We start from the raw sequence: 23,371 nt of genomic DNA, 5'->3' as shown, positions 1-23,371 counted from the left end.
CCCTGCGTAAGCAGCTGCTAGAGATTTTACTTGGCATGGATGCAGTTGTTTGCGAAGAACCTCTTACGCCGATTCTGTTGGAAAAGTTGGTTTTTGAGATGGCAGCTTTGAACGGTTAAAAAATACATTAGATTTCGGCGCCTCTACGAAAAAATAAGTTTTGAGCGAACCAGATTTTAACGTCGCTCACGCTCTTTCATGGGGCAGAATCATGACGGCTTTTTTCAACAGAATCGGCCGATAGCTGAAATTCAATTACGTTTGATACCCAAACAAAAGGAGTAAATGGGTGAGAGGGTTTTTCAATAGCGCATTGCTTTTTGGCACTGTTCTGGTCAGTTCTCTGAGCTCGGCAGCGGATCTGACTCTGATCTCTTGGAACGCCATGAGGTTGGGACAGGGTGGGGAGAAGAGCTTTCCAGCACTCGCCGAGGTGGCAGGGAAAGCAGATCTGGTAGCCATTCAGGAAGTGATGAATGAGGAAGGGCTGACAAAGTTGGAGGCGGAGCTTGAGAAACGGACCGGGGAGCAATGGTCGACGTTGGTCAGCCATGCGGTGGGCTCCCGCTCCTACAAAGAACTCTATGCTTTCCTCATGCGTGAGAGCGTTGTCGTATACGAAGACGGGGCAGTCGTGTACATGGATCGAGGCGATCGCTTTATTAGGGAGCCCTTATCCGCCCGATTTAAATCGAAACGAGATGGTACGTTATTTGCTGTGGCCAGCATTCACGTGTTGTACGGGAAAGGTCCCCAAGACCGTGAGTCGGAGGTCAGGGAATTGGAGAACTACTGGGCGTGGCTGGAAAGCATCTACCCAGAAACTCCGGTCATGCTGGTAGGTGACTTCAATATGCCTCCCTCTCACCCCGCATTTTCCGGCCTCTCACAGCACGCAACGCCCCTCATTACAAAGGGAGCAACCACGCTTTCCGCACGCGAAGGGCTCTACGCCAATCTTTACGACAACATCTGGGTATCCAGGACGCATCGTCTGAAGCTGGATAACGCTGGCATCATGGACTACCCCCGGATGATCGGCTGGAGCCATGAGAAAAGCCGGAAGCACGTGAGTGATCACGCTCCCGTATTCGTCACCCTGGGAAATACGAAGCTGCGCCAGGGGGTTGTAACGGTCCGACCGGAGGCAGAAAGGAGTCGAGTTGCGGGGGGCGGAATGAAGCAGATTTTCCCGTCTCAAGCTCAGAAGAGCACTGCAACCATCGCCTCCAACATAGACGATGCCGGCCATATCCGCGGAAATGCTAACTCCCGCATTTTCCACTGGCCGGGCTGCCCGAGCTACGACAATGTATCACCAAAGAACCGAGTGGAGTTCAGCAGTGCTCAGGAAGCAGAAGCCGCAGGGTACCGGTTGGCCGGCAATTGTCGCTGATAGATCTAATGCACCGACTAAAGGTTGGTGTCACAGCCCCGTCGCAGTGAGGCAGTCGAACGCATCAATGTGACCTAGGGCAGCTTCGGCTGCCCATTATCCGATTAGGAGTCGGACCGTGCCTATGCGCGCACCTTGCAGTGACCACCAGCAACCGGATGGGTGTGTCGTGGTCTTCGCTAGCGCGTCAACGTTGAGCTGAACACTGGGCCGAGCGCTCCAATTGGCAATGTATCTGCATGCTCTTCAATCCGACCGGCCAAAAGCATCTCACTCCGGTTTGGGTAATGACGTAGGAGGAAGCGAGCATCGCGCCGAACGCGTTCGGGTAGAGATGTGTCACGAGAGAGCTCGACCAAGAAATCGTGCGTCTGTACCACTGCCCGGGTACGTTCGTGGGGCATAGTCATTTTTTCTCCAGACATGCATGGTTCGGGGGGGGGGGGGGCGATCGCGGCTTATGAGGTCAAAGGTCTTTAGTTCGGCAGATGCAATGCCGCAGAGAAGATCGTGTGAGTGTTTAGCTGTCCGTCTGGTAGCTGGTCTGCTGAGATGGAATACGTTCGATTTCCCTCCACTACATACTCATACCCAAGCTCTTGCCCTTGCTCGTTACGGATCACGCTGACCTCCAGCAGCGGCTCCATCATCCAGCGCCCCGTCTTGTTTATGTGCGCTGGGGTCACGAGTTGGGCCTGTTCAATCCAGGCATGATCGCTTTTTGCTCCCACGATCTGCTCAAGCAATGGGAGGGTGGGAACCATCAGCATGCTTCGAAAGGCCTCCTTGCCATCATCCTCGACCATCTGAAGGTAAAACCAAGGCCAGGCTACCTCTTGCTCGACAAATGACCAGAACTGCACGCCATCTGGACCATTGGAGAGCCCAGGAAGCAGCTCCGCATTGCGATTGGTTTTGAACACCTTCTGCTCCTTGATGAGAATTTACCTCGATTGATGAACAATATATTTTGTAGTCATATATTGTTCAATCGCGCTTCATCTTTCCATTTTGCGGGGCGCAAAATGGAAGTCCGGGATTCGTTCAGTAGAGCGTTGAGATTGGTTCGGCAGAGGCAGGGGCTGACCCAGGAAGATTTTTCAATTGTTAGCAGCCGTACGTACGTCAGCATGCTGGAGCGGGCGGCTACCAGCCCGACGCTCGAAAAGCTTGATGGCCTCTGCAAGGTACTCGACATCCACCCAGTCACTCTCTTGGCCATTACCTATCTGCTCGGAGCAGAGAGCCCTGGGGACCATGAGTCGCTCCTGAAGAGAGTTGGTGATGAGCTGGATAGGCTGCTGGCCGAGCCAGCATCATAGGTTTCCGCGTAGCGCCTTACCGATCCTTGCATTGCGAGGGGTGGCTTGTGATCGCTACTCCTTTCAGAGCGTCAGGTCGTTAAAGGCTCCCATGTCCGTCGCACAAGCAATCTCGCACCGAATCAAGCGAATGAAGAAGGGTAAGCCTTTCGTGCGCACGGTCTTCGCAGAGTTGGGCTCCCGTGCGGCGGTCGATAAAGCACTCTCCAGGCTGGTGCAAGCGGGCCGTCTGGAGCGCGTAGCTCGTGGCGTTTATAGGGGAGCCCGCAGAACTCGGAAAAAATCGTACGCTAAGGTTTTCCGAGCTGCCGCAGCGGCCTGAATTTCCCGTCTTCCAGCTTGCGGCTTTGCCGCCAAACGTAATCGCCGGTCAGGTTGATGTGCTCCCAGCCCAATGGCGAAAGGTATTGCAGTAACTCAGGATTAACTGGCTTGCCTGCCTCTTCTCGGGCCTGGGTCGCGCGCTCCAAGTACACGGTGTTCCACAACACGATGGCGGCCGTCACCAGGTTGAGGCCGCTGGCCCGGTAGCGCTGCTGCTCGAAACTCCGATCCCTGATCTCGCCGAGGCGGTTGAAGAACACCGCCCTGGCCAGGGAGTTACGCGCCTCGCCCTTGTTCAATCCGGCATGCACGCGGCGACGCAGTTCCACGCTTTGCAGCCAATCGAGGATGAACAGCGTGCGCTCGATCCGACCCAGCTCGCGCAGAGCCACGGCCAGGCCGTTCTGGCGCGGGTAGCTGCCAAGCTTGCGCAGCATCAGCGATGCGGTGACGGTGCCCTGCTTGATCGACGCGGCCAGCCGCAGAATCTCGTCCCAGTGAGCGCAGACGTGCTTGATGTTCAGGGTTCCGCCGAGCATTGGACGCAGCGTCGGGTAGTCTTGGACGCTATTGGGCACATACAACTTGGTTTCACCGAGGTCGCGGATGCGCGGCGCGAAGCGGAAGCCCAGCAGGTGCATCAGGGCGAAGACGTGATCGGTGAAGCCAGCGGTGTCGGTGTAGTGCTCCTCGATCCGCAGATCGGACTCGTGGTACAGCAGACCGTCGAGCACGTAGGTGGAATCACGCACGCCTACATTCACCACGCGGGTGCTGAACGGCGCGTACTGGTCAGAGATGTGGGTGTAGAACAGCCGTCCTGGCTCGCTACCGTACTTCGGGTTGACGTGGCCGGTGCTCTCGCCTTTACCGCCGGCACGGAAACGCTGGCCATCGGAGGATGAGGTGGTGCCGTCACCCCAGTTGGCGGCGAAGGCATGCCGGAACTGGCTGTTGACCAGCTCGGCCAGGGCCGTCGAGTAGGTTTCGTCACGGATGTGCCAGGCTTGCAACCAGGACAGCTTGGCGTAGGTCATGCCCGGACTCGACTCGGCCATTTTGGTCAGGCCGAGGTTGATGGCATCGCCCAGGATCGCCGTTAGCAGTAGCGTCCGGTCTTTCGCCTGTGCGCCATCCTTCAGGTGCGTGAAGTGGCGGGTGAAGCCCGTCCATTCATCCACATCCATCAGCAGCTCGGTGATCTTGATGCGCGGCAGTAGCTGGCTGGTCTGGTCGATCAGCGCCTGCGCGGTGTTGGGCACCGCGGAATCCAGCGGGGTGATTTTTAGCCCGGACTCGGTGAGGATGGCATCGGGTAGTTCGTTGTCCTTTGCCAGTCGGGGTCGTCTCAGAAAACGGAAAATAAAGCACGCTAAGCCGGTTGCAGCGGCCGTAGCGGCCTGAACTTGCCCGCGCCGATCTTGGCGCTGCTGCGCCAGAGGTAATCGCCGGTCAGGTTGATGTGCTCCCAGCCGAGCGGCGACAGGTACTGCAACAGGCCGTCATCGACGGCTTGACCGTGGCCACGCAAGGCGTTCGCGGCCCGTTCCAGATAAACCGTGTTCCACAGCACGATGGCTGCCGTCACCAGGTTGAGGCCGCTGGCCCGGTAGCGTTGCTGCTCGAAACTGCGGTCGCGGATTTCGCCCAGGCGGTTGAAGAACACGGCACGGGCCAGCGCGTTGCGGGCCTCGCCCTTGTTCAGTCCGGCATGCACACGGCGGCGCAGCTCGACGCTTTGCAACCAGTCTAGGATGAACAGCGTGCGCTCGATGCGGCCCAACTCGCGCAGGGCGACGGCCAGACCATTCTGGCGCGGATAGCTGCCGAGCTTGCGCAGCATCAGCGAGGCCGTCACCGTGCCTTGTTTGATCGACGTGGCCAGCCGCAGGATTTCATCCCAATGGGCGCGGACGTGCTTGATGTTGAGCGTGCCGCCGATCATCGGTTTCAATGTCTCGTAGGCGGCATCGCCCTTTGGAATGTAGAGCTTGGTGTCGCCCAGGTCACGGATGCGCGGCGCGAAGCGGAAGCCCAGCAGGTGCATCAGCGCGAAGACGTGATCGGTGAAGCCCGCCGTGTCGGTGTAGTGCTCCTCGATGCGCAGGTCGGATTCGTGGTACAGCAGGCCGTCGAGCACGTAGGTCGAGTCGCGCACGCCGACATTCACCACCTTGGTGTGGAACGGCGCGTACTGGTCGGAGATGTGGGTGTAGAACGTCCGCCCTGGGCTGCTGCCGTATTTTGGGTTGATGTGGCCGGTACTCTCGGCCTTGCTGCCGGTGCGGAAGTTCTGGCCGTCCGATGACGACGTGGTGCCGTCGCCCCAGTGCTCGGCGAAGGGATGCCGGAACTGCGCGTTGACCAGCTCGGCCAGCGCCGCCCCGTAGGTTTCGTCGCGGATGTGCCAGGCTTGCAGCCAGGCCAGCTTGGCGTAGGTTGTGCCGGGGCAGGACTCTGCCATCTTGGTCAGGCCCAGGTTGATCGCGTCGGCGAGGATCGTGGTCAGCAGCAGGTTCTTGTCCTTGGCCAGGTCGCCCGATTTCAGATGCGCGAAGTGCCGGGTGAAGCCCGTCCATTCGTCCACCTCCAGCAGCAATTCGGTGATCTTGACGTGCGGCAGGGCCATTGCGGTCTGGTCGATCAGGGCCTGCGCGGTGTCGGGCACCGCCGCGTCGAGTGGCGTGATCTTCAGTCCCGATTCGGTGATGATGGCATCCGGCAACTCGTTGGCCAGCGCCATGCGGTTTACGGTGGTGAGCTGCGTTTCCAGCAGCGTCAGCCGTTCATGCAGGTACTGGTCGCAATCGGTGGCCACAGCCAGCGGCAATTCGCTGGCCTGCTTGAGGCTGGCAAATTTCGCTGGCGGCACCAGGTAGTCCTCGAAATCCTTGAACTGGCGGGAGCCTTGCACCCAGATGTCGCCGGAGCGCAGTGCGTTCTTCATCTCCGACAGCGCGCACAGTTCGTAGTAACGCCGGTCGATTCCGGCGTCGGTCATCACCAGCTTTTGCCAGCGCGGCTTGATGAAATCGGTTGGCGCATCGGCGGGCACCTTGCGGGCGTTGTCGCTGTTCATGTTGCGCAGCACTTCGATAGCGTCGAGCACGTCCTTGGCGGCGGGCGCGGCCCGCAGCTTGAGCACGGCGAGGAATTCCGGCGCGTAGCGGCGCAGCGTGGCATAGCTCTCGCCGATGCGGTGCAGGAAATCGAAGTCCTCGGGCTGCGCGAGTTTCTGCGCCTCGGTGACGCTCTCGGCGAAGGCATCCCAGGACATGACGGCTTCGATGGCGGCGAACGGATCGCGGCCGGCTTGCTTGGCCTCGATCAGCGCCTGGCCGATGCGTCCGAATAGCCGCACCTTGGCATTGATCGCCTTGCCGGATGCCTGGAACTGCTGCTGATGTTTGTTCTTGGCGGCGTTGAACAGTTTGCCCAGAATGCGGTCGTGCAGGTCGATGATTTCGTCAGTGACGGTCGCCATGCCTTCGATGGTGAGCGCAACCAGAGTCGCGTAGCGGCGCTGCGGCTCGAACTTGGCCAGGTCGGCTGGCGTCATCTGGCCACCCTCGCGGGCGATCTTGAGCAGCCGGTTCTGGTGCACCGACCGCTCGATGCCGGAGGGCAGGTCGAGCGCCTGCCACGCCTTGAGGCGTTCGATGTGTTCCAGCATGTGCCGCGAGTTCGGTTTGACCGGGGATTGCCGCAGCCAGGCCAGCCAGGTCGTCTTGCCGTTGTCGCGGCGCTTGAGCAGATCGTCGAGGCGACGGCGATGCATGTCCGATAGCGGTTCGGCCAAGGCGTCGTAGATGCGCCGGTTGGCGCGGGTGATCGCCTCGGCGCTCGCCCGCTCGACGGCGTTGAGAGCAGGCAGAATGACCGACTGCCGCCGCAGGTGCTCGATGAAGGCGCTTGCCAGCACAATGCCCTTGTCGGTTTGCATGGCCAGCTCGGTCAGCGTGTGGACGGCCTGCCGGTAGTGGCTCATGGTGAAGGGCCGGAAACCGAAGACGGTTTGCAGCTCGATCAGGTGCTCACGCCGGGTCTGCTCCCGCTGTCCGTACTTGCCCCAGCTTTCGATGCTGACCTTGAGCTGGTCGGCGACCAGTTTCAGCAAGGGCGGGAACGGCGGTTCATCAACGCCCAGTATGACGCCCGGAAAGCGTAGGTAGCAAAGCTGCACCGCGAAGCCCAGCCGATTGGCCGGGCCGCGCCGCTGCCGGATGATGGAGAGGTCGCTTTCGCTGAACGTGTAGTGACGGATCAACTCATCCTTGGTGTCCGGCAACGCCAGCAGGCTTTCGCGCTCGGCGGCGGAGAGGATCGAACGGCGGGGCATGCGGTTTCCTTCTTCTTGAAAACGTAGGTTTGTGACAAGCCCGCCAAGGCAACCGGCGCGGCACGGGAATCAAGGCATTGCGATTCTCGAAAATAGCTCTTGAAATTCTATTCTTGATTGCATATCATCTCAACGAGTTTCGATAAGAAAGGATGCGCATGCGACCGTCTGTTGTGCTTGACATGAAGCGAAGCGCAGTGCGTGAAGCGGTAGGCCGCTTTCGCGCCGCGAACCCGCGCGTCTTCGGCTCGGTGCTGCATGGCACCGACCGGGATGGCAGCGACCTCGACCTGTTGGTCGATGCGCTGCCCGGTGCCACGTTGTTGGACTTGGGCGATTTGGAAGAAGAACTGAAATCGCTGCTCGGCGTTGACGTCGATCTGCTGACTCCCGGCGACCTGCCGCCGAAGTTCCGGGCCAAGGTGCTCGCGGAGGCGCAACCGATATGAGCGAGAACCGCCTGCCCGATTACCTCGACCACATTCAGCAGGCCGCAACCGATGCGCGCAGCTTCGTGGAAGGGATGGCCAAGGACGACTTCTTGGCCGACAAGCGCACCCAGCAGGCCGTCATCATGAGCCTGATCGTCATCGGCGAGGCGGCCACAAAGGTGATGGATGGCTACGTCGAGTTCACCCAGGCGCATGCCGACGTGCCGTGGCGCAGCATGCGCAATATGCGTAATCGCATGGCTCACGGCTATTTCGACATCAACCTCGATGTGGTGTGGGAGACGGTACAGGAATGGCTGCCGGCGTTGCTCCAGCAATTGCCCGCCGTGCGTCAGGATGCCGACGATGAAGACCGTAACGACAAAGGCATGGAGCCATGACCAATCAAGCCGCCGATGTTCGGCCCCTCTGGCGTGTTCGATCCCGCGACCTATGAGCCGCGCTCGGGCAAGACCTTCTGGATGGCCGCAACGGACGTGAGTTCGCTGGTGGGCAAGGAGGCAGCAGCCGACACGCTCATCGGCAACTGCACGACCGCACGACCAGCCTCCCGTTCAAATTCGAGTTAGAATTCATATCCAGCCTGTCTGGGGGCACTGTGAAAGAGGGATCTCCGATGACTGTTGAATCGAGAATATTTTCTGTAGCCGAGTATGTTCAGCCGTCCGAAGGCGAGCCTATTCGTTCCGTTGTGCTTGAAACCCGAGACTCAATTATCGTGGTTTGGCATGTCCATCCCGGGCAGGAAATTGCGGCTCACATTCATCCTCACGGCCAAGACACGTGGACTGTTTTGTCGGGAATGGCTGATTACTTTCAGGGCAATGGGATTGTTCGTGCCCTCAGGGAAGGTGAGATAGCCGTGGCAAGACCGGGCCAAGTGCACGGGGCGCGAAATACAGGTACCGAGCCATTTGTGTTCGTCTCGGTTGTGGCATCAGCCAATGCCGGTTTCGTATTGGCTGAGCGATAGAGCCCAATCTCTGGAGTTGGTCCAATGAGCGGTCGGGGAGATAGGTAACAGACATGCAGCGGACACGGCTGCTAAACCAGGTCGCAAACCTCCTTGCGTCGCAGCGTGCCGCAAGCGACGCGATCAATCGAATGGGGTCGGCATGAGACTGAACACCATCCAGTTCCCGACCGCGTAGCCGCCTGTCCTGCCGATCAGGTCTTGACCATCGACGCCTGGGATCAGTCCTGAATGTTCTTGGAGACCACTACGTTATGAGCCGCAGCCGCCGCAAAACACCCATCGTCGGGCACACGACCTGCGGCAGCGAGCGCGAGGACAAGAAGCTCTGGCATCAGCGCTGGCGCACCCGTGAGCGCACGGCGCTGACCAGCGCGTCGCCCGAAGCCCTGAGCGCCCATCTGCCCCTGCTGGAAAACCAGGCCAGCAGCGTCTGGTCGATGGGCAAGGATGGCCGCTCCTACTGGCCCGTCAAGCGCCAGGCCGCCACGGCGGATCGCATCGCCAATCACAAGGGACGCAACCCGCAAGAACGCGCCTCCCTGAAAAAGCGCCTGCTGCGCAAGTGGATGAGCAAATGAAGCTCTCCTTCCATCAGCACATTGCGCTGTTCTGGATGATCGGTGCTCCGGGCGTCTTCGCGCCCGTGATCGAGAACGCCAAGCGGCCCGATGCCGGCGCCGTCATGGCGTGGGGTGTCGCGATCGTGGCGGTGATGATCCTCTTCACCCCTTTGCTGCTGCGCTGTCCACCATTCCGGCGCTGGTATGGCCGGACGGATGCGCTGTCGGAGCGGCAGCGCCAGGCGCTTGCCGAGCGCGGCCTGCGCCGCTACTACCAGACCGCTTTCGATGACGGCTACGTGCCCCGCGTGATGCCCTACGTGTGGCGCATCATCTGGACGGTCGGCGGGTTGATGGCTGTGACCGCCGTACTGCCTACCAACACCGGACGGCCAGCCTTCGATGCCTTGGTGGTCTTCTCGACCTGGTATCCGATAGGCGTGATGCTGCTGGTTTTCGCGTCGAGGCCCCTTGGCCGGTTGATTCGCCAAAGAGCACAGGAGCGGCGGAAATGAGCACGTCAACCATCGAGGCGCTGGCCAGCGCCTGGGCAAGGATTGCCGAGGAAGCGGAATTCCCCGCTGACTACGAGGGGACTGCCACACCACAAGCGCATCGGGCTAGCGAAGCTATTCAGGAGCAGATTCGGGAGCGCATCGTCGCCACCAACGACATGCGGCTGTTCAGCCTGCTGCACCTGCTGGGTCAGGCGTCGCTGCGCATGGAGCAAGCGCTGTGGCCGGAGGATTACGAGCGGATGACGCGCGAGGTTGAGGAAGCCCTGCGGCAAGCCACCGACGCCAACGCCAGATCGTACACCCACGAAGAAGTGATGCAGGCGATGCAGGAACGCATCGACCGGGCGCGAGACAAGCCATGTTGATTGGCTATGCGCGCGTCTCGACGCAGGATCAGAACCTGGAGCTGCAACGCGAAGCCTTGAGCAAGGCCGGATGTAAAAAGGTCTTCGAGGACAAGGTGAGTGGCACGCGGGCAGACCGGCCTGGCTTGGCCAAGACGCTCGAAATGCTGCGCGAAGGCGATACTTTGGTCGTCTGGAAGCTCGACCGGCTGGGCCGGTCGGTCAAGCAACTGGTCGATCTGGTCGGCGATCTGCACAAGCACGGTGTCCAGTTCAGGAGCCTCACCGACTCCATCGACACCGGCACACCATCCGGGCGGTTCTTCTTCCACGTCATGGCGAGCCTTGCCGAAATGGAGCGCGAGCTGACCGTCGAGCGCACCCGCGCCGGGCTGGAAGTCGCCAAGCAGCTCGGCCGCAAAGGCGGCCGCAAGCCGAAGATGACCGACAGCAAGATCGAGTCGGCCAAGAAGCTGCTGGCCAGCGGGGTGCCGCCCAAGGACGTGGCCAAGAACCTCGGCGTGTCCATTCCGACGCTGTACCGCTGGGTGCCAGCCTCCACGCACGCTTAGCGTGCTTTATTTTCCGTTTTCTGAGACGACCCCCAGTCGGGTGACAGTGGCCAGCTGCTCGTCCAGCAGCTGCAAACGCTCTTCCAGGTACTGGTCGCTGTTCGGGTTGATCGCGAGTGGCAGCGCCTGTTCCCGCTTGAGTGCGGCGAATTTCTCGGGAGGCAGTAGGTAGTCATCGAAGTCGCGGAACTGCCGCGAGCCTTTGACCCAGATGTCGCCGGAGCGCAGCGCGTTCTTCAACTCGGACAAGGCGCAGATTTCGTAGAAGCGCCGGTCGATGCCTTCCGGGGTGATCACCAGCGGTTTCCAGCGCGGCTTGATGAAGGCGGTCGGTGCGTCGGAGGGCACCTTGCGCAGATTATCGGCATTCATCTCGCGTAGGGTCTGAACGGCATCCAGCACGGCTTGCGCTGCCGTCGCGGCTCGGAGCTGAAGCACCTCCAGAAAGGCTGGGGTGTAGCGGCGTAGCGTAGCGAAGTTCTCGCTGACCAGGTGCAGGTGGTCGAAGGCTTCCGGCCGGGCCAGCAGCTCGGCCTCAGTGACACTCTGGGTGAACTCGTCCCAGGGAATGACCGCCTCGATGGCGGCGAACGGATCGTCACCGGACTCTTTAGCGTCCAGCAGGGCCTGGCCGATCTTCGAGTACAGGCGCACCTTGTCATTGATCGCTTTGCCCTGCTTCTGGAACTGCTGCTGATGCTTGTGTTTCGCGCCACTGAACAGCTTGACCAGGATGCGGTCGTGCAGATCAACCAGTTCATCGATCACGGTCGCGGTGCTTTCCAGTACCACGGCGACCAGCGTGGCATAGCGCCTCTCCGGTTCGAACTTGCCGAGGTCTTGTGGCGTCATCTGCCCGCCCTCGCGGGCGAGCTTCAGCAATCGGTTCTGGTGGATGTGCCGGCCGAGGCTGTCGGGAAGGCCCACCAGTTGGAAAATCTTCAGCCGCTCGATGTGCTCGATCATGTGCCGCGAGTTCGGCTTCAGCGGTGATTGCCGCAACCAGGTCAACCAAGTGCTGTTGCTGCCGGCCTTAATGGTGAGCAGTTCGTCGAGCTTGGCGTGATGCGATGGGTTCAACGGCTCGATCAGGGCGCGATAGACCCGCCGATTGGCGCGTGCAATGGCCTCCGAACACGCCCGGTCAATAACGCTCAGCGTCGGCAGGATGCGCCGCTTCTGGCGCAAGCTCTCCAGCGCCTGCCCGGCCAGCAGCAAGCCCTTGTCGGCCTGCTGGGCCAGCTCGGTCAACTCGCGCACCAGGGCGCGGAAGTCCGACAGACCGAACGGGGCCAGTTGCAGGTAGGTGCGCAGTTCCAGAGCGTGCTCGCGGCGGGTCACGTCGCGCTCACCGTACTTCGCCCAACTCGCGGGGTCGGCTTGGACTTGCTTGGCCACCCACTGGATCACGGGCTCGGGTAGCGCCGTGTCGTTGCCCAGCGCATAACCAGGGTAGCGCAGCAGGCAGAGCTGCACGGCGAAGCCGAGGCGGTTGCCATCGCCCCGCCGTTGACGGATCAGGGATAGGTCGGAGTCGTTGAAGGTGTAGTAGCGGATCAGGTCATCCTGGCTTTCTGGCAGCGCAAGCAGGGTGTCGCGCTCCGTAGCCGAGAGAATCGAGCGACGCGGCATGGTTCAGTCGTCCGTGCGAAGGTACTGGTAGAGGGTTTCACGGCTGATGCCGAACTCGCGTGCGAGCTGAGCCTTCGGCTCGCCGGCAGCGGCCCGCTGCCGCAACGTGATGGCTTGATCGTCGGAGAGAGCTTTCTTGCGGCCCCGGTAAGCACCGCGCTGCTTGGCCAGGGCGATGCCCTCGCGCTGCCGCTCGCGGATCAGGGCGCGCTCGAACTCGGCAAAGGCCCCCATGACCGACAACATGAGGTTGGCCATGGGCGAGTCCTCGCCGGTGAACACCAACCCCTCCTTCAAGAACTCGATGCGCACGCCGCGCTTGGTCAGCCTTTGCACCAGACGGCGCAGATCGTCGAGGTTGCGCGCCAGGCGATCCATGCTGTGCACCACCACGGTATCGCCTTCGCGGACGAATCCGAGCATGGCTTCCAGCTGCGGGCGCTGGGTGTCCTTGCCCGAGGCCTTGTCGGTGAACAGCTTGCCGATCTCGACCTGCTCAAGTTGGCGTTCCGGGTTCTGGTCGTAACTGCTGACCCGAACGTAACCGATGCGTTGTCCCTGCAAGATGCCTCCATAGGCTGGATGGGCGGTAGGGCTTACGTTGGTTTTTGGTTCCATTGCGCCCTAAGCCTTGAATTTGTCAGGTTGGAATCTATGACCTTGGCAAGCATGTGTCAAAGAATGTGAAAGCAGACTCTATTCTGACGGCGCAGCGTGGCCATTCCTGACATCCAGTTAGGGTATGCCTTAAATTGACGCTCCGACATGAGTTGTGTATTAGATATAACTTATTGTAGTATTTGTAACATTAATCATCTTTTTGACGAAGGAGCCCGTGCTTGAGCTTTCTTGCCCTATTCGTCAGCCTGCCCACCAAGGCATCGACCGGCCGCATGCGCGTCTGGCGTTCTGTCAAAGCGCAGGGCTGCGCAACGCTGCGCGACGGGGTCTATCTGCTGCCCGACTCGGCGGACAGTGCGGCGACGCTGGGCGAAGTGGCGGCGCAGGCGGTGGAAGTCGGGGGCAGCGGCCAGGTCTATCGACTGTCGGGGTGTGACGAAGCTCAGAAGGCCGCGCTACGCGCCCTGTTCGACCGGGGCGAGGAGTACGCCAGCATCGCCGAGGAGATCAAAGCGCTCGGGCGTAACCTGGCATCCCCGGACGGCGCCGATGCCATGCGCAAGCTCCAGCCGCTCGTGCGCCGCTTCGAGCAGGTGAACCGCATCGACTTCTTCCCCGGCGAGGCGCAGCGGCAGACCTTGAGCCTGCTGGACGACCTGCGCGACGCGATCACCCGCCGTATGTCTCCCGACGAGCCGACCGCCCGGCAGACGGATATTCCGCGGCTGAACCGCGCCGACTATCAGGGTCGGACCTGGGCCACGCGGGCGCGCCCGTGGGTGGACCGACTCGCTTCGGCCTGGCTGATCCGGCGGTTCATCGACCCGAGCGCGCGCATCGTCTGGCTGGCGAGTCCCTCCGACTGCCGCAATGGCTGGCTCGGCTTCGATTTCGACGGCGCCGCCTTCAGTCATGTGGGCACCAAGGTCACCTTCGAGACGCTGCTGGCGAGTTTCGGACTTGATTCCGCCCCTGCACTGGTACGCCTGGGCAAGCTCGTGCATTGCCTGGATTTGGGCGGGCTGCCGGTAGCAGAAGCGCTGGGCATCGAATCGCTGCTCGCCGGCTTGCGCGCATCGGAACCCGATGACGACGCGCTGCTTGCCCGCGCGTGCGAAATTTTTGATTGGCTATTGAAGAGTTACGAGGACAAAACAACGTGAACGCCCCGACCAGTCCTCAGACCGCCGCGCAACCACGCCCGGCCCGTCCGTCTTTCTGGGACATCACCCAAGACGACCTGCTGCTGGCCGCAGGCTTCGGCCGTATTCGACGGCTTGTTGGCCAACTTCCGTATTTGACTGGTTACTGTTGAACTACAAGGAGAAGATCTATGAGCGTTGCGAATGAAGAGTCGTATCGCCCGAGCAAGGCGACGGATGCCACGACTGAAGCCGTCCCTCCACCCATGAGCTACCCACAGCTCTTCGCGCGCTTCCTCAAGTTCGGCTTGCTCGCATGGGGCGGGCCTGTGGCTCAGATCGACATGTTGCGCCGCGAGCTCGTGGACGAGGAACGCTGGATCTCCAGCAAACGCTTCAACAAGCTGCTTGCGGTGATGCAGGTGCTGCCCGGACCCGAAGCGCATGAAATATGCGTTCATTTGGGCATCCGAGCAAAGGGGCGGCTGGGGGGCGTGCTGGCGGGACTCGGTTTCATGCTTCCCGGATTCTTGCTGATGTTCGCGCTGTCCTGGTTGTACTTCCAGATTGAATTCGTGGGTACCGCGCTGGGCGCGGCGTTCCTTGGCGTGCAGGCGGCTGTGATCGCCCTGATCGTGCGCGCCGTGCACCGTATCGGCGAGCACATCCTGCTTGATCGCTGGTTGTGGGTCATTGCCATCGTTTGCGCGCTGGCAGCCATAGGTCGTGTCGACTTCTGGATCACCCTGCCGGCGGGCGGCCTTGTGTACGCCCTGCTCGTGCTGAATCATCGGGCCTCAGCGCTCTTGGTGACACTGGCGGCGGTGGCGCTGGCCGCGGCCGTGGCTTTGTGGGCTGCACCGACAGCGAAGCTTGTGGAAGCGGTCGTTCAGGGCCAGGCCTCGGTGCTGCTCATCTTCGCGTCGGGCCTGAAGGCCGGCTTGCTCACCTTCGGCGGCGCCTACACAGCGATTCCGTTCGTTCGCAACGACGCCGTCGGGCGCGGATGGATGACGGATGGGCAGTTCCTGGACGGCCTGGCGCTGTCCGGTGTGCTACCGGCACCCCTCATCATCTTCGCCACGTTCGTCGGCTATGTGGCGGGGGGGCCGATCGGGGCGGTGGCCATGACGGTGGGTGTCTTTCTTCCGGCCTTTGCGTTCTCGCTGATTTTCTACGACCGGCTGGAGGCGGTCGTGGAGAACAAACGGCTGCACGCCTTTCTGGACGGCGTCGCGGCTGGGGTAGTCGGCCTGATCGGCGCAACCACCATCGACTTGGCGCAGGTCACTGCTGAACGTGTCCCATCGTTGACGGTGGGCATGTCGATTTTCGCCGCAGGCTTGGCATTCCTTTATGCCTGGAAGAACAAGCTCAACGTCGTCGTCGTGATCCTCGCGGCGGGATTGGCGGGGTGGCTGGTATTTCCGAACCAAGGCTGAACCTGATCGAGTCAGCCTTCGTCGCGCCGTTTCCGATCCACCTTGCTGAGGAAGCCAAGATGCCTTACGAACTGAAACCTCTTTCATGCGATCCGGCCAAACTCACCGGCCTGTCCGAGAAGCTGATCGTCAGCCACTGGGAAAACAACTACGGCGGTGCGGTAAAGCGCCTCAATGCCATAGCGAGCCCCGCCATTGGCGGCGCCCTATTCGCCGCCGGCTGGCTGGCGGCGCCGCTGGTGGCCTGCGGCCTACTCAAGGTCGTCTATGACGTTGTGCTTTGGCGCGCTTTTCGGAAGTACGAGGGACCATCCTCTTGAGAGCGCTCGCGCGCAAGCACATGGCGCGGCTTAGCGTACGATTTTTTCCGAATTCTGCGGGCACCCATCTAACAACAAAATGTGGTCTCCGCCAATCAAGGCGCTGACAGATGAAGCTTTAAATGGAAATCCGGGTGAGCTCCAGAGCTTGAGTCTCATAGGTCTGGCTGCGTTTGAAGAGCATCGTTACCAAGATGCTTTAAAATATTGGCATCACGCATTAGCAGAGATGGGTTCCGACCATCCGTCACACGCTGCTTTAGTACAGGCCATTGGAAAGGCAAGAAACGGTCTTTCAGCGGATGAAAAAAACAACAATTTGACGATTAACCATGTTGCTGGCTTGCCACCAACACCGCTCAAGGTACGGGTGGACATTTCCCCGGAAATTTTCGAAAAGGTCGCTTTGGATGACAGTGTGTTCGTTTTCGTACAGACGCTATCGGGCTCCAAGGTACCTCTCGCTACCATACGACTTAAGGTCTCAAGTCTGCCGGCCGAGGTGGAGTTTTCAGGCGCTGATGCAATAGTTACCAGCAACACCTTATCGCAGACAGCCGCGATTCAAGTGACTGCTAGGGTCTCTAGGGGAGGGAAGAGTAGGTCGGGGGAATGGTTGGGCCGAAGCTCGACGACATTAAATTCGAAGAGCGCTAGGCTGAAGCTTACGATCAACCTTCCGGATATCTGATCGACTGCACCGCAAAGTGCTGTTGCCAGGTACTGTAAAATAGAAGAGTGAGCACTTGATTTGCTGGTGCTTTCAAACAACGGTGTTGTTTTTTTAACAGCCGAACTGGAAAGGGAGGCTGAGCTGCTCAGTGATCACTTTATCCGTTGGCTGATTTACGCCGGCATGTTCGCTACAGGCACTGAACGACAACGCAGATGGTATGGTCTGTGCGTTCTGACTCGTCAAGGATCGGCCAATGGATCGTTTGTCTAATTTGCTCTCGCGGTTCGGCGTGCGGGCCAATCTGTTCTATGACGGCGACCTATGCGGCTCTGCATCTTACGATGGCGCCGAGCGGCGAGGTTATATCCATCTGCTTCAGGCCGGCAGCGTGACGTTGCTTGGTCCCGATCGCAAGGATTTGCAGCTCACTCGCCCTAGCTTGATTTTTATGCCACGCCCCGCCAAGCATCAATTGTTTGCGGGTGAGTCCGATGGCGCAAAGTTGTTGTGTGCTTCCATGGAGTTTGAGGGCGGAATTGATAATCCTTTGTCGGCTTCATTACCGGACTGTTTGGTGCTCGCACTCGATGATCTGCCCATGCTGGCAGACACGTTGGAGTGGATGTTTGCCGAGGCGGCAAATGTGCATTGTGGAAGGGAAGCCGCGCTTGAGCGCTTATTTGAGCTCCTAATCATTCTGTTGCTCCGTTACCTGCTCGATCATCACCAGTTGCGCACCGGAATGATGGCTGGACTGGCCGACATGCGGCTTGCCCGATCGCTTTTACAGATGCACAACTCCCCGGAACATGCCTGGTCAATAGCAGAGCTGGCCAGTGAGTCAAATATGTCACGCGCTGCGTATGCCGTGCATTTCAAGAGTGTCATCGGACAGACGCCTGCTGATTATTTGTTGAGTTGGCGAGTTAGCCTGGCTCAGAAGCTGATGCGAGAAGGGCGCTCGATTACGCTGATTGCAGCTCAAGTCGGCTACGAAAGTCCTTCGGCGCTGTCTCGCGCATTTAGACGCAAGACGGGGTTGAGCCCTCGTGACTGGTTGAAAGATCTGGCGGGGGAAAATGATGGCAAAAAGGCCTAAGGCATTACTGCCTTAAGCCATTGAAAAAATTATGCATTAATTTTACGTTTTTCCAGTTCAACCAGCGAATGGCCTGCCACAAATATCGAAACAGCAAGCAACCCTAAGTCTTTAAGCAGAAACTGACCTGGCGCAACGGAAATCGCCGGAAACCCTAAACTAGGCTCAATGACGCCCGGAGTGGAAAACATAAAGCTAAGGGTTGTGAAGAACAGGCCTGCAGACAGAGCGCCTCCTACCACGGATAGTTTGGGCGACAGCATGCGGCCTGCGATCAGAGTGCCGATCGAAATCTCTAGTATGCCGAGCAGGCTGGAGAACATGTCGACCGAAAAAATGCTATACACCCATCCCAAAAGCGGGCTGTTGCTCACCAGTGGAACCAGGCCCTCGGCCTCGTAGTGGGTAAATTTCATGCCGCCGAACCAGAAGTAAATAATAGCGAGAGCCAAGTACGCGCCATAGATACCTAGCCCCATAGTTTTGGTTCCAAGCGTTAAGTGGGCCTGTACGCTGGACTTCGAGTTTTCAATGCCTATGGTTTTCATGTCTGAGCTTCCAGTAGTGAGTGAGAGTGTGTTGGCTGCCGAACGCCGTATGCGTTGGCGATGAGATGATTATGGCTGGCATCTCTAATCAAGAGGCATCAGAAAGTATTGATTTCAGTGCAGATCGTCTTGGGCGGTGCAATTCGCGATGAAGGGATCGCCGTGGAGAGCGATGAGTGCACTATTTCGATAAAGGAGTCGTTTTACATAGGTCGATGAAGCGCGTTGCGGCATCGCCTACTGTCATTTCTCAAATCTGACTATGGGGCTTGGGGCGAAGGGCGGCACTGACTAGGCTTAGAACAGCTACCAACTAGCCGCGCGGCCGCGATGCACAAAGAATGGTAACTGAGCCGTGAGTGCGGTGGGCGCCCGCATTTATTTCCAAACCCTACAGATACATCGATCTTCGACTTCAACCGGGCAGATAGCTGTTGCAGCAAGCCTATCAATCGACTTTGACGTGTTAAAGAGGATAGGTTTTCCAGGGTTGGGGAACAGCATGCCCTGCAGAACGACACACGTCACTTTTGTTAAATTAATAAGCTAGCTACCTATTGGGCATAACCTTGCAATTTGCTTCAATTTACGCACATGCACTTGCGACCTCAAAATGCAACGTAAGCCCCGAATATCTCCATTATTGTCGCCGCCAGCCTTAGTTACAGCTGCTATGATGAATGAGATCGAAAACTGAAATCCCCCACTAGAATTGTTGACTGGAGTCAAAATGAATAAAAAGCGGCCGGTTAATCTTGATATTCGAACCATTCAGCTTCCTCTCACGGCGCTTACATCGATTCTGCACCGGATTTCAGGAATTATGCTCTTTATTTTTCTGGGACTGATACTGTATATGCTGAGCAAATCGTTGGAGTCAGAAAAGGGTTTTAATGAAGTCAAGGAGATTTTTTCTTCACCTTTCGGCAAAGTTAGTTTCTGGTTGGTATACTCTTCATTTATTTATCATCTCGTAGCCGGAATTCGACACCTAGTTATGGATGTGGGTGTTGGTCATACTTTGAAAGGCAGCAATCGCGCCTCTACTATTGTTTTAGTAGTGTCGGGTGTTTTAATGGTTGCTGGCGCCGTATGGATTTGGTAGCTGTGGAGTCGTAATGCGTATTTACAAGGACTAAAAGCGTCCTTTAAAGCTAACTTACGAAAGTATTTATAATCGACGGTTCACGCTTAAACGGTTGAATCCTTTCGGGCTTCCGAATAGCTGTTAGCTGAAAGCTATCATGAGCTAAGTTTTCTGTGCATCATCAAATGTGTTAATGGGAGCGCCATAGTACTAGGTACAAATATGGCTCTAGGACAATGTTAGATGTTTTGGATTTTGAGGCGGATCGCTCTTATCGAAGATCGTCTAATTCGCTCTGAAGCGCAGGTTTTTTGAAACTATCACCTGGTTGGCACACTGTGCGAATCAACATCAGATATGAGAAAGCCAATCAGGTGAACACTACCCTCGAGGGCTCATCTGTCCAGTTAAAGCCTCGAGTCTTTCTGGGTGCGCAAAAGACAAGAAGGTTATATGGGAAAATTATGAGGCCTGGATACCATGCGTCATGGGCGTGCCGATGCTGTGAGTGACAGAGCGAGAAGCAAGTGAAAGTCCCTGAAGTAGGGGCGGGATGCGCCCGAGTGGCATTTTTTGTCTTAAGGTAGATCGCGTAGCTGTTCTTCAGAATAATCTTCAGAGCGTTGACGACAGCCATCGCTGTGCATTCCTCAAGAATAGAATGTGTCGGAAGGGTGGCGTCATTGGTGTTAGTCATCGCTTAGGATTTCTCAATCTGGCTTACACGGGCGCCTGTACCGATATCCCCGCGGATGGCGACGTATCGATGTTGAATTCCTCGCCAGACGAAGTGCAATGAGCTGCGGCTATAGGCTTGCGCAGCCTTAGATAGCCGGCCGTCGCAGGCGCGCCGGTTGGCCGGGATCTTCTTCTGCCCGTCAGGTGTCCGGTCGGAACTCCAGCACGAACGCTACGACCTTTTCGGCGGACATTTCGCACGGCTTCAACAATGTCCTATCTGATGTAACGCGGAAGAGGTTGAAGCTGACAATGTCAGTCCCGTCCAACTCCCTGGCGAACAGACTGTTGCGACGTCCGTCCCCAGATCGCCGGACGATCAAGCTGAAACGCCGGCCTTCATAAGTCCCTTCTCTGTATCCCTCCGCAAGCTTCGCGAAAGCGGCATCGAACTCGGAATGCTCCATGTCATCCATCCTTATTGATAGAACAGAGGCGCGGCGGGTGCGAGACCGCCAGTGCCGGGTCGCGCTAAGGTGCCGGGCAGATTCCTGCAGCCGACGAGGCCCGGGGTGGGCAGGATAATTGAGATGTCGGCGCCCGCATGGCTATCAGCGAAGTCGTCCGTCCAGTCTGCTAGGCAACGTCCACGCCTTTCCAGAAAGCGATGTAATCCCGGATACCCTCGGCATCCGGAGTGGGGGCGGGATAGGTCCAAGCGGCGTTCACGTTGAGCGCGTCACCCGCGCGAACATGAAAGAAGCGCGCGGCGCCTTTGATCGGACAGACAGATGTGTGCGGGCTCATCTCAAGCAGGCTCAGGTCGACTCCTGACGGTGGGAAGTAGTGATTTCCCTCGACGATGACTGTTTCGTCGCTTGTGGCGATAGTAGTGTCTTTCCAGATGGCTGAGACCAACGGACTCTCCTTTTGTATTCATCAACCGGCGAAGGCTCGCGGGCTGGCTGCCCCAAGCCGCACCTCCTCAGGTGGCAGGCGGGTTGCGCCCGAGAAGTTTGTCGAGCTCGCCTCTGACATCGAGCGCGAATAGCTCATCGGAGCCACCGATAAGGGTGCCATTGATGAAGATCTGCGGCACGGAGCTTCGCCCCGACGCTTCCGCCATGGCCTGCCGGTGAGCCGGATCCGCCTCAATATCGAGCTCCTTCCATCGCACGCCCTTTTCCTTGAGGAGCGCCTTCGCTCGGCGGCAGAACGGGCACCAATTCGTGGTGTACAGCAATACATCAGTTGTCATATTGCATCTCCGGCAGTTGCACGCGGATCGCTGTCATGGCGTTGATCTCCAATTCGCGGCGTTCAAAGATGGCGACTGCACCTTGGCCGACATCGGAGCAGATGCTGACGATTGGCCGCTATCCAGGCGACATGGCCCAAAGTGCTTTCACCGCCAGGCAGAGGCCGCACGCGCCTCCTGTAGCGCCGAGCCGATGCTCTAAGGTAACCGAGCCTCGATTGGGACGGAAGCGGTCCCGCTCGAATCGCCCATCATGCTGGTCGAGCATATCAGGACGACGGATAGTGCAGGAACTTTCAAATTGAGCTTGATGTCGAGCCAGGTATCGCGAGCGAAGGCGTTCTAGAGGCCGGGGGGTACGAAGACTGTGTTCGGCAAAACGGTTCACGTTGATCGCCAAAGCTTCCCAGGGCGCACGTCTACGATCGGCGCGACGTGAGATAGCTCGCGCCGCTAGCCCCCGTAGCGCTCCGTCTTGATGATGGAGGCGTCCAAGCCCGCCAGCAGCGCGCTATCGGTTGCGATGTTGACGAATCCGTTAGACCCGCAGACGAACACTTGCGTCGGCTTTCCCTGAAGCCTGGTTAGAATTTCTTGGACCATCATGCCGTCGATCCGTCGCGCAAAGTCCGATGCGCGAACCGGTTTCTCGCGCGTAATCGCGAGCGCCAGGACGAACGCCGGATCGCTGATTTCGATGCAATGAAGTTCTTCTGAGAAGAGAACGTCCTCGGCGGTTCGTGCGGACAGGAGCAACGCTGTCGGAACGGCTTGGGCCAATGCGCGGCGCTGCCGGATCATTGCCATCAACGGCACGAGGCCGGAGCCTCCCCCGATCAACAGAACCGGATCTATGGCAGGCTCAGGCCAAAGGAAATGGCCACCGAGCGGACCGCGAACTTCGATTTCGTCACCAATCGCCGCGATGTCGTGAAAAAACGGCGAAACTTCGGCATCCGGCATGCGCTCGATAGCTATCTCGACGATCGGGGTCGAAACTGCCGATGACGCGATCGAGTAGCTGCGCATTGCACTGTAGCCGTCGGGCGCGGTCAGCCGGATATCGACGTGCTGACCTGCGGTGTGCGCGAACGGCTTGCTCAACCGAAGGAAGAAGCTCTTGATACTCGGTGTTTGCTGGATGATGTCGTCGATCACGCATGATTGCCACGAACGGACTTGCGCTTCGTTTTCAGTCATGGGTGTATCGTTGTTCGCGCCACGGATCGCCGTAGATGTGATAGCCGTGCAGCTCCCAAAAGCCGGCCTCGTCACGCGTCGTGAATTGCAGCGCATTCACCCATTTGGCGGATTTCCAGAAGTAAAGGTGCGGCACTAGAAGACGCGCCGGCCCCCCATGATCGCGGGAAAGTGGCTTGCCCGCATAACTGAGGGCGACCATCGCTTTCCCGGAAAGCAGATCCGTCAGAGGGACGTTTGTCGAATAATTATCGTAGCAGTGCGCCAAGACGAAATCGGTAGGCCGATCAAGCTCTGCATCTGCAAGGATGTCTTCAATGAGTACACCCTCCCAAACGGTATCCAGTTTGGACCAAGAGGTGACGCAGTGAATATCCTTTGTCACCTGGGTCTTTGGTAGAGTGTTGAATTCGCCCCAATTCCACGTTTTGACGGGCTTCGGACCAATTTTGACTGTGAATTTCCAGTCGGAGGGCTCTACCCTCGGCGTAGGGCCGGCCGACAGAACAGGGAAATCCTCCACCAGATGCTGACCTGGCGGAATCCGATCGGACTGGTCGCCTGAACCGCGACCGGTGAAACCTCTGGTGACCATAGTGACCCCTCTTGCTCGATACGGCAGACCGAAGCCGGCCTTCATTTCAGTACTCTGCGTAAAGCATTTGCCCGCACATCCGCCGAATAAGCCAATCGACTAAAAATCAGATACAGATGCTCTATCATCGTAAAAAATCGCGTATCGAACATAGCGTCAGGCCAGCATGATTCCCGGCGGTTGCAGGGGCTGAGTGCAACACGGTTATTGAATTGAAGCAGGCGCAGCATGATGCATTCCTACCACCTCTGTCATGACTTCAATCGGGCA

Annotated in this window: 27 protein-coding genes and 2 pseudogenes; 16 read left to right on the top strand and 13 right to left on the bottom strand. The window is 58.6% G+C overall.

Translation table 11 applies throughout. The annotated features are described in order from the left end of the window. Positions 1-289 precede the first annotated feature (289 nt). Positions 290-1,396: a sunset domain-containing protein gene (locus BM275_RS15105; protein WP_090522090.1), complete on the top strand. Its 1,107-nt coding sequence runs from the start codon at positions 290-292 to the stop codon at positions 1,394-1,396. Between the two features lie 179 nt (positions 1,397-1,575). On the opposite strand, the gene BM275_RS22435 is transcribed toward BM275_RS15105, so the two are convergent. Together BM275_RS22435 and BM275_RS15095 are read right to left on the bottom strand one after the other, a co-directional pair. Then, a complete protein-coding gene (locus BM275_RS22435) occupies positions 1,576-1,800 on the bottom strand; it encodes a BPSL0761 family protein (RefSeq protein WP_336606230.1) in 225 nt (74 codons plus the stop codon). Positions 1,801-1,872: 72 nt separating this feature from the next. Further along, positions 1,873-2,319: a hypothetical protein gene (locus tag BM275_RS15095; protein WP_059309449.1), complete on the bottom strand. Its 447-nt coding sequence runs from the start codon at positions 2,317-2,319 to the stop codon at positions 1,873-1,875. A gap of 102 nt (positions 2,320-2,421) precedes the next feature. On the opposite strand from BM275_RS15095, the gene BM275_RS15090 reads away from it, so the two are divergent. Continuing rightward, positions 2,422-2,718 (top strand): helix-turn-helix domain-containing protein, encoded by a 297-nt coding sequence (locus tag BM275_RS15090; RefSeq protein ID WP_059309450.1) that lies wholly within the window; start codon positions 2,422-2,424, stop codon positions 2,716-2,718. Then, entirely contained in the window at positions 2,681-3,040 is a 360-nt protein-coding gene (locus BM275_RS22645) for a DUF6088 family protein (RefSeq protein WP_473828330.1), read from the top strand. The genes BM275_RS15090 and BM275_RS22645 overlap by 38 nt, the downstream gene beginning before the upstream one ends. Here BM275_RS22645 and BM275_RS15080 read toward each other — a convergent pair. Then, positions 3,009-4,382 (bottom strand): annotated as a pseudogene (locus tag BM275_RS15080) (Tn3-like element ISPa40 family transposase); the annotation flags it as partial. The gene BM275_RS22645 and the pseudogene BM275_RS15080 overlap by 32 nt on opposite strands. A 32-nt stretch (positions 4,383-4,414) precedes the next feature. Continuing rightward, complete coding sequence (locus BM275_RS15075) at positions 4,415-7,381, bottom strand: Tn3 family transposase (RefSeq protein WP_013521180.1); 2,967 nt, start codon at positions 7,379-7,381, stop codon at positions 4,415-4,417. Between the two features lie 182 nt (positions 7,382-7,563). Here BM275_RS15075 and BM275_RS15070 point away from each other — a divergent pair, with 182 nt between their 5' ends. From BM275_RS15070 to BM275_RS15040, 7 genes are all read left to right on the top strand, one after another. Beyond that, positions 7,564-7,830, top strand: coding sequence for a nucleotidyltransferase family protein (locus BM275_RS15070; protein ID WP_016487057.1), 267 nt, complete (start codon positions 7,564-7,566; stop codon positions 7,828-7,830). Beyond that, a complete protein-coding gene (locus BM275_RS15065; RefSeq protein WP_003100872.1) occupies positions 7,827-8,213 on the top strand; it encodes a HepT-like ribonuclease domain-containing protein in 387 nt (128 codons plus the stop codon). The genes BM275_RS15070 and BM275_RS15065 overlap by 4 nt, the downstream gene beginning before the upstream one ends. Positions 8,214-8,449: 236 nt before the next feature. Then, the gene (locus BM275_RS15060) at positions 8,450-8,806 is read left to right on the top strand and encodes a cupin domain-containing protein (RefSeq protein ID WP_003465043.1); all 357 of its coding nucleotides are present in this window, start codon (positions 8,450-8,452) and stop codon (positions 8,804-8,806) included. A 254-nt stretch (positions 8,807-9,060) separates the two neighbouring features. Next, on the top strand, positions 9,061-9,387 hold the full coding sequence (locus BM275_RS15055; RefSeq protein ID WP_003100858.1) for a hypothetical protein: 327 nt from the start codon (positions 9,061-9,063) through the stop codon (positions 9,385-9,387). Then, positions 9,384-9,884: a hypothetical protein gene (locus BM275_RS15050; RefSeq protein WP_003100856.1), complete on the top strand. Its 501-nt coding sequence runs from the start codon at positions 9,384-9,386 to the stop codon at positions 9,882-9,884. Before BM275_RS15055 ends, BM275_RS15050 begins: the two co-directional genes overlap by 4 nt. Beyond that, positions 9,881-10,252, top strand: coding sequence for a hypothetical protein (locus BM275_RS15045; protein WP_003100853.1), 372 nt, complete (start codon positions 9,881-9,883; stop codon positions 10,250-10,252). The genes BM275_RS15050 and BM275_RS15045 overlap by 4 nt, the downstream gene beginning before the upstream one ends. Further along, positions 10,246-10,803, top strand: coding sequence for a recombinase family protein (locus tag BM275_RS15040; RefSeq protein ID WP_003100847.1), 558 nt, complete (start codon positions 10,246-10,248; stop codon positions 10,801-10,803). Before BM275_RS15045 ends, BM275_RS15040 begins: the two co-directional genes overlap by 7 nt. An 18-nt stretch (positions 10,804-10,821) precedes the next feature. Here BM275_RS15040 and BM275_RS15035 read toward each other — a convergent pair. Continuing rightward, positions 10,822-12,435 (bottom strand): annotated as a pseudogene (locus BM275_RS15035) (Tn3-like element ISPa40 family transposase); the annotation flags it as partial. Positions 12,436-12,438: 3 nt separating this feature from the next. Further along, complete coding sequence (locus BM275_RS15030) at positions 12,439-12,999, bottom strand: recombinase family protein (RefSeq protein ID WP_003117272.1); 561 nt, start codon at positions 12,997-12,999, stop codon at positions 12,439-12,441. Positions 13,000-13,274: 275 nt separating this feature from the next. Here BM275_RS15030 and BM275_RS15025 point away from each other — a divergent pair, with 275 nt between their 5' ends. From BM275_RS15025 to BM275_RS15005, 5 genes are all read left to right on the top strand, one after another. Then, positions 13,275-14,219 (top strand): chromate resistance protein ChrB domain-containing protein, encoded by a 945-nt coding sequence (locus BM275_RS15025; protein ID WP_003117271.1) that lies wholly within the window; start codon positions 13,275-13,277, stop codon positions 14,217-14,219. Between the two features lie 170 nt (positions 14,220-14,389). After that, positions 14,390-15,640: a chromate resistance efflux protein ChrA gene (chrA, locus tag BM275_RS15020; protein ID WP_003117270.1), complete on the top strand. Its 1,251-nt coding sequence runs from the start codon at positions 14,390-14,392 to the stop codon at positions 15,638-15,640. Then, entirely contained in the window at positions 15,613-15,960 is a 348-nt protein-coding gene (locus BM275_RS15015) for a chromate resistance protein (protein ID WP_223656445.1), read from the top strand. The genes chrA and BM275_RS15015 overlap by 28 nt, the downstream gene beginning before the upstream one ends. Before the next feature lie 79 nt (positions 15,961-16,039). Further along, positions 16,040-16,651: a tetratricopeptide repeat protein gene (locus tag BM275_RS15010; RefSeq protein ID WP_231980892.1), complete on the top strand. Its 612-nt coding sequence runs from the start codon at positions 16,040-16,042 to the stop codon at positions 16,649-16,651. Between the two features lie 238 nt (positions 16,652-16,889). After that, entirely contained in the window at positions 16,890-17,735 is an 846-nt protein-coding gene (locus BM275_RS15005; protein WP_003464995.1) for an AraC family transcriptional regulator, read from the top strand. 29 nt (positions 17,736-17,764) lie between these two features. Here the strand turns inward: BM275_RS15005 and BM275_RS15000 are convergent, their stop codons facing one another. Beyond that, on the bottom strand, positions 17,765-18,283 hold the full coding sequence (locus BM275_RS15000; protein ID WP_003464991.1) for a YkgB family protein: 519 nt from the start codon (positions 18,281-18,283) through the stop codon (positions 17,765-17,767). A gap of 730 nt (positions 18,284-19,013) precedes the next feature. Here BM275_RS15000 and sdhC point away from each other — a divergent pair. Beyond that, on the top strand, positions 19,014-19,388 hold the full coding sequence (gene sdhC / locus BM275_RS14995; RefSeq protein WP_005005993.1) for a succinate dehydrogenase, cytochrome b556 subunit: 375 nt from the start codon (positions 19,014-19,016) through the stop codon (positions 19,386-19,388). Positions 19,389-20,248: 860 nt separating this feature from the next. Here the strand turns inward: sdhC and BM275_RS14985 are convergent. The 6 genes from BM275_RS14985 to BM275_RS22075 form a co-directional block, all read right to left on the bottom strand. Further along, positions 20,249-20,515 carry a hypothetical protein gene (locus BM275_RS14985; protein WP_003464988.1) on the bottom strand — a complete coding sequence of 89 codons (267 nt, stop codon included), beginning with the start codon at positions 20,513-20,515 and terminating at the stop codon, positions 20,249-20,251. A gap of 169 nt (positions 20,516-20,684) precedes the next feature. Next, on the bottom strand, positions 20,685-20,966 hold the full coding sequence (locus BM275_RS14980) for a DUF427 domain-containing protein (protein ID WP_003464986.1): 282 nt from the start codon (positions 20,964-20,966) through the stop codon (positions 20,685-20,687). Between the two features lie 67 nt (positions 20,967-21,033). After that, on the bottom strand, positions 21,034-21,306 hold the full coding sequence (grxC, locus tag BM275_RS14975; RefSeq protein WP_005005995.1) for a glutaredoxin 3: 273 nt from the start codon (positions 21,304-21,306) through the stop codon (positions 21,034-21,036). Positions 21,307-21,759: 453 nt separating this feature from the next. Next, on the bottom strand, positions 21,760-22,506 hold the full coding sequence (locus BM275_RS14970) for a ferredoxin reductase (protein ID WP_002118292.1): 747 nt from the start codon (positions 22,504-22,506) through the stop codon (positions 21,760-21,762). Then, complete coding sequence (locus BM275_RS14965; RefSeq protein WP_002118288.1) at positions 22,499-23,146, bottom strand: sulfite oxidase-like oxidoreductase; 648 nt, start codon at positions 23,144-23,146, stop codon at positions 22,499-22,501. Before BM275_RS14965 ends, BM275_RS14970 begins: the two co-directional genes overlap by 8 nt. Further along, positions 23,143-23,331, bottom strand: a complete 189-nt coding sequence (locus tag BM275_RS22075; protein ID WP_139229578.1) for a hypothetical protein — start codon at positions 23,329-23,331, stop codon at positions 23,143-23,145. Before BM275_RS22075 ends, BM275_RS14965 begins: the two co-directional genes overlap by 4 nt. Positions 23,332-23,371 lie beyond the last annotated feature (40 nt).

The organism is Stutzerimonas kunmingensis, assembly GCF_900114065.1.
Classification (GTDB): domain Bacteria; phylum Pseudomonadota; class Gammaproteobacteria; order Pseudomonadales; family Pseudomonadaceae; genus Stutzerimonas; species Stutzerimonas kunmingensis.
This window is presented reverse-complemented; position numbering and strand designations above follow the sequence as displayed.

Excerpts from the sequence above, each read along its gene's own strand:
- BM275_RS15045 (WP_003100853.1), top strand. The coding sequence starts at position 9,881 with ATGAGCACGTCAACCATCGAGGCGCTGGCCAGCGCCTGGGCAAGGATT.
- BM275_RS15060 (WP_003465043.1), top strand. The coding sequence starts at position 8,450 with ATGACTGTTGAATCGAGAATATTTTCTGTAGCCGAGTATGTTCAGCCG.
- BM275_RS15065 (WP_003100872.1), top strand. The coding sequence starts at position 7,827 with ATGAGCGAGAACCGCCTGCCCGATTACCTCGACCACATTCAGCAGGCC.
- BM275_RS15070 (WP_016487057.1), top strand. The coding sequence starts at position 7,564 with ATGAAGCGAAGCGCAGTGCGTGAAGCGGTAGGCCGCTTTCGCGCCGCG.
- BM275_RS15050 (WP_003100856.1), top strand. The coding sequence starts at position 9,384 with ATGAAGCTCTCCTTCCATCAGCACATTGCGCTGTTCTGGATGATCGGT.
- BM275_RS22645 (WP_473828330.1), top strand. The coding sequence starts at position 2,681 with ATGAGCTGGATAGGCTGCTGGCCGAGCCAGCATCATAGGTTTCCGCGT.
- BM275_RS22075 (WP_139229578.1), bottom strand. The coding sequence starts at position 23,331 with ATGCTGCGCCTGCTTCAATTCAATAACCGTGTTGCACTCAGCCCCTGC.
- BM275_RS15040 (WP_003100847.1), top strand. The coding sequence starts at position 10,246 with ATGTTGATTGGCTATGCGCGCGTCTCGACGCAGGATCAGAACCTGGAG.
- grxC (WP_005005995.1), bottom strand. The coding sequence starts at position 21,306 with ATGACAACTGATGTATTGCTGTACACCACGAATTGGTGCCCGTTCTGC.
- BM275_RS15000 (WP_003464991.1), bottom strand. The coding sequence starts at position 18,283 with ATGAAAACCATAGGCATTGAAAACTCGAAGTCCAGCGTACAGGCCCAC.
- BM275_RS14985 (WP_003464988.1), bottom strand. The coding sequence starts at position 20,515 with ATGGAGCATTCCGAGTTCGATGCCGCTTTCGCGAAGCTTGCGGAGGGA.
- BM275_RS15075 (WP_013521180.1), bottom strand. The coding sequence starts at position 7,381 with ATGCCCCGCCGTTCGATCCTCTCCGCCGCCGAGCGCGAAAGCCTGCTG.
- BM275_RS14965 (WP_002118288.1), bottom strand. The coding sequence starts at position 23,146 with ATGAAGGCCGGCTTCGGTCTGCCGTATCGAGCAAGAGGGGTCACTATG.
- BM275_RS15005 (WP_003464995.1), top strand. The coding sequence starts at position 16,890 with ATGGATCGTTTGTCTAATTTGCTCTCGCGGTTCGGCGTGCGGGCCAAT.
- BM275_RS22435 (WP_336606230.1), bottom strand. The coding sequence starts at position 1,800 with ATGCCCCACGAACGTACCCGGGCAGTGGTACAGACGCACGATTTCTTG.
- BM275_RS14970 (WP_002118292.1), bottom strand. The coding sequence starts at position 22,506 with ATGACTGAAAACGAAGCGCAAGTCCGTTCGTGGCAATCATGCGTGATC.
- BM275_RS15055 (WP_003100858.1), top strand. The coding sequence starts at position 9,061 with ATGAGCCGCAGCCGCCGCAAAACACCCATCGTCGGGCACACGACCTGC.
- BM275_RS15090 (WP_059309450.1), top strand. The coding sequence starts at position 2,422 with ATGGAAGTCCGGGATTCGTTCAGTAGAGCGTTGAGATTGGTTCGGCAG.
- BM275_RS15010 (WP_231980892.1), top strand. The coding sequence starts at position 16,040 with ATGTGGTCTCCGCCAATCAAGGCGCTGACAGATGAAGCTTTAAATGGA.
- chrA (WP_003117270.1), top strand. The coding sequence starts at position 14,390 with ATGAGCGTTGCGAATGAAGAGTCGTATCGCCCGAGCAAGGCGACGGAT.
- sdhC (WP_005005993.1), top strand. The coding sequence starts at position 19,014 with ATGAATAAAAAGCGGCCGGTTAATCTTGATATTCGAACCATTCAGCTT.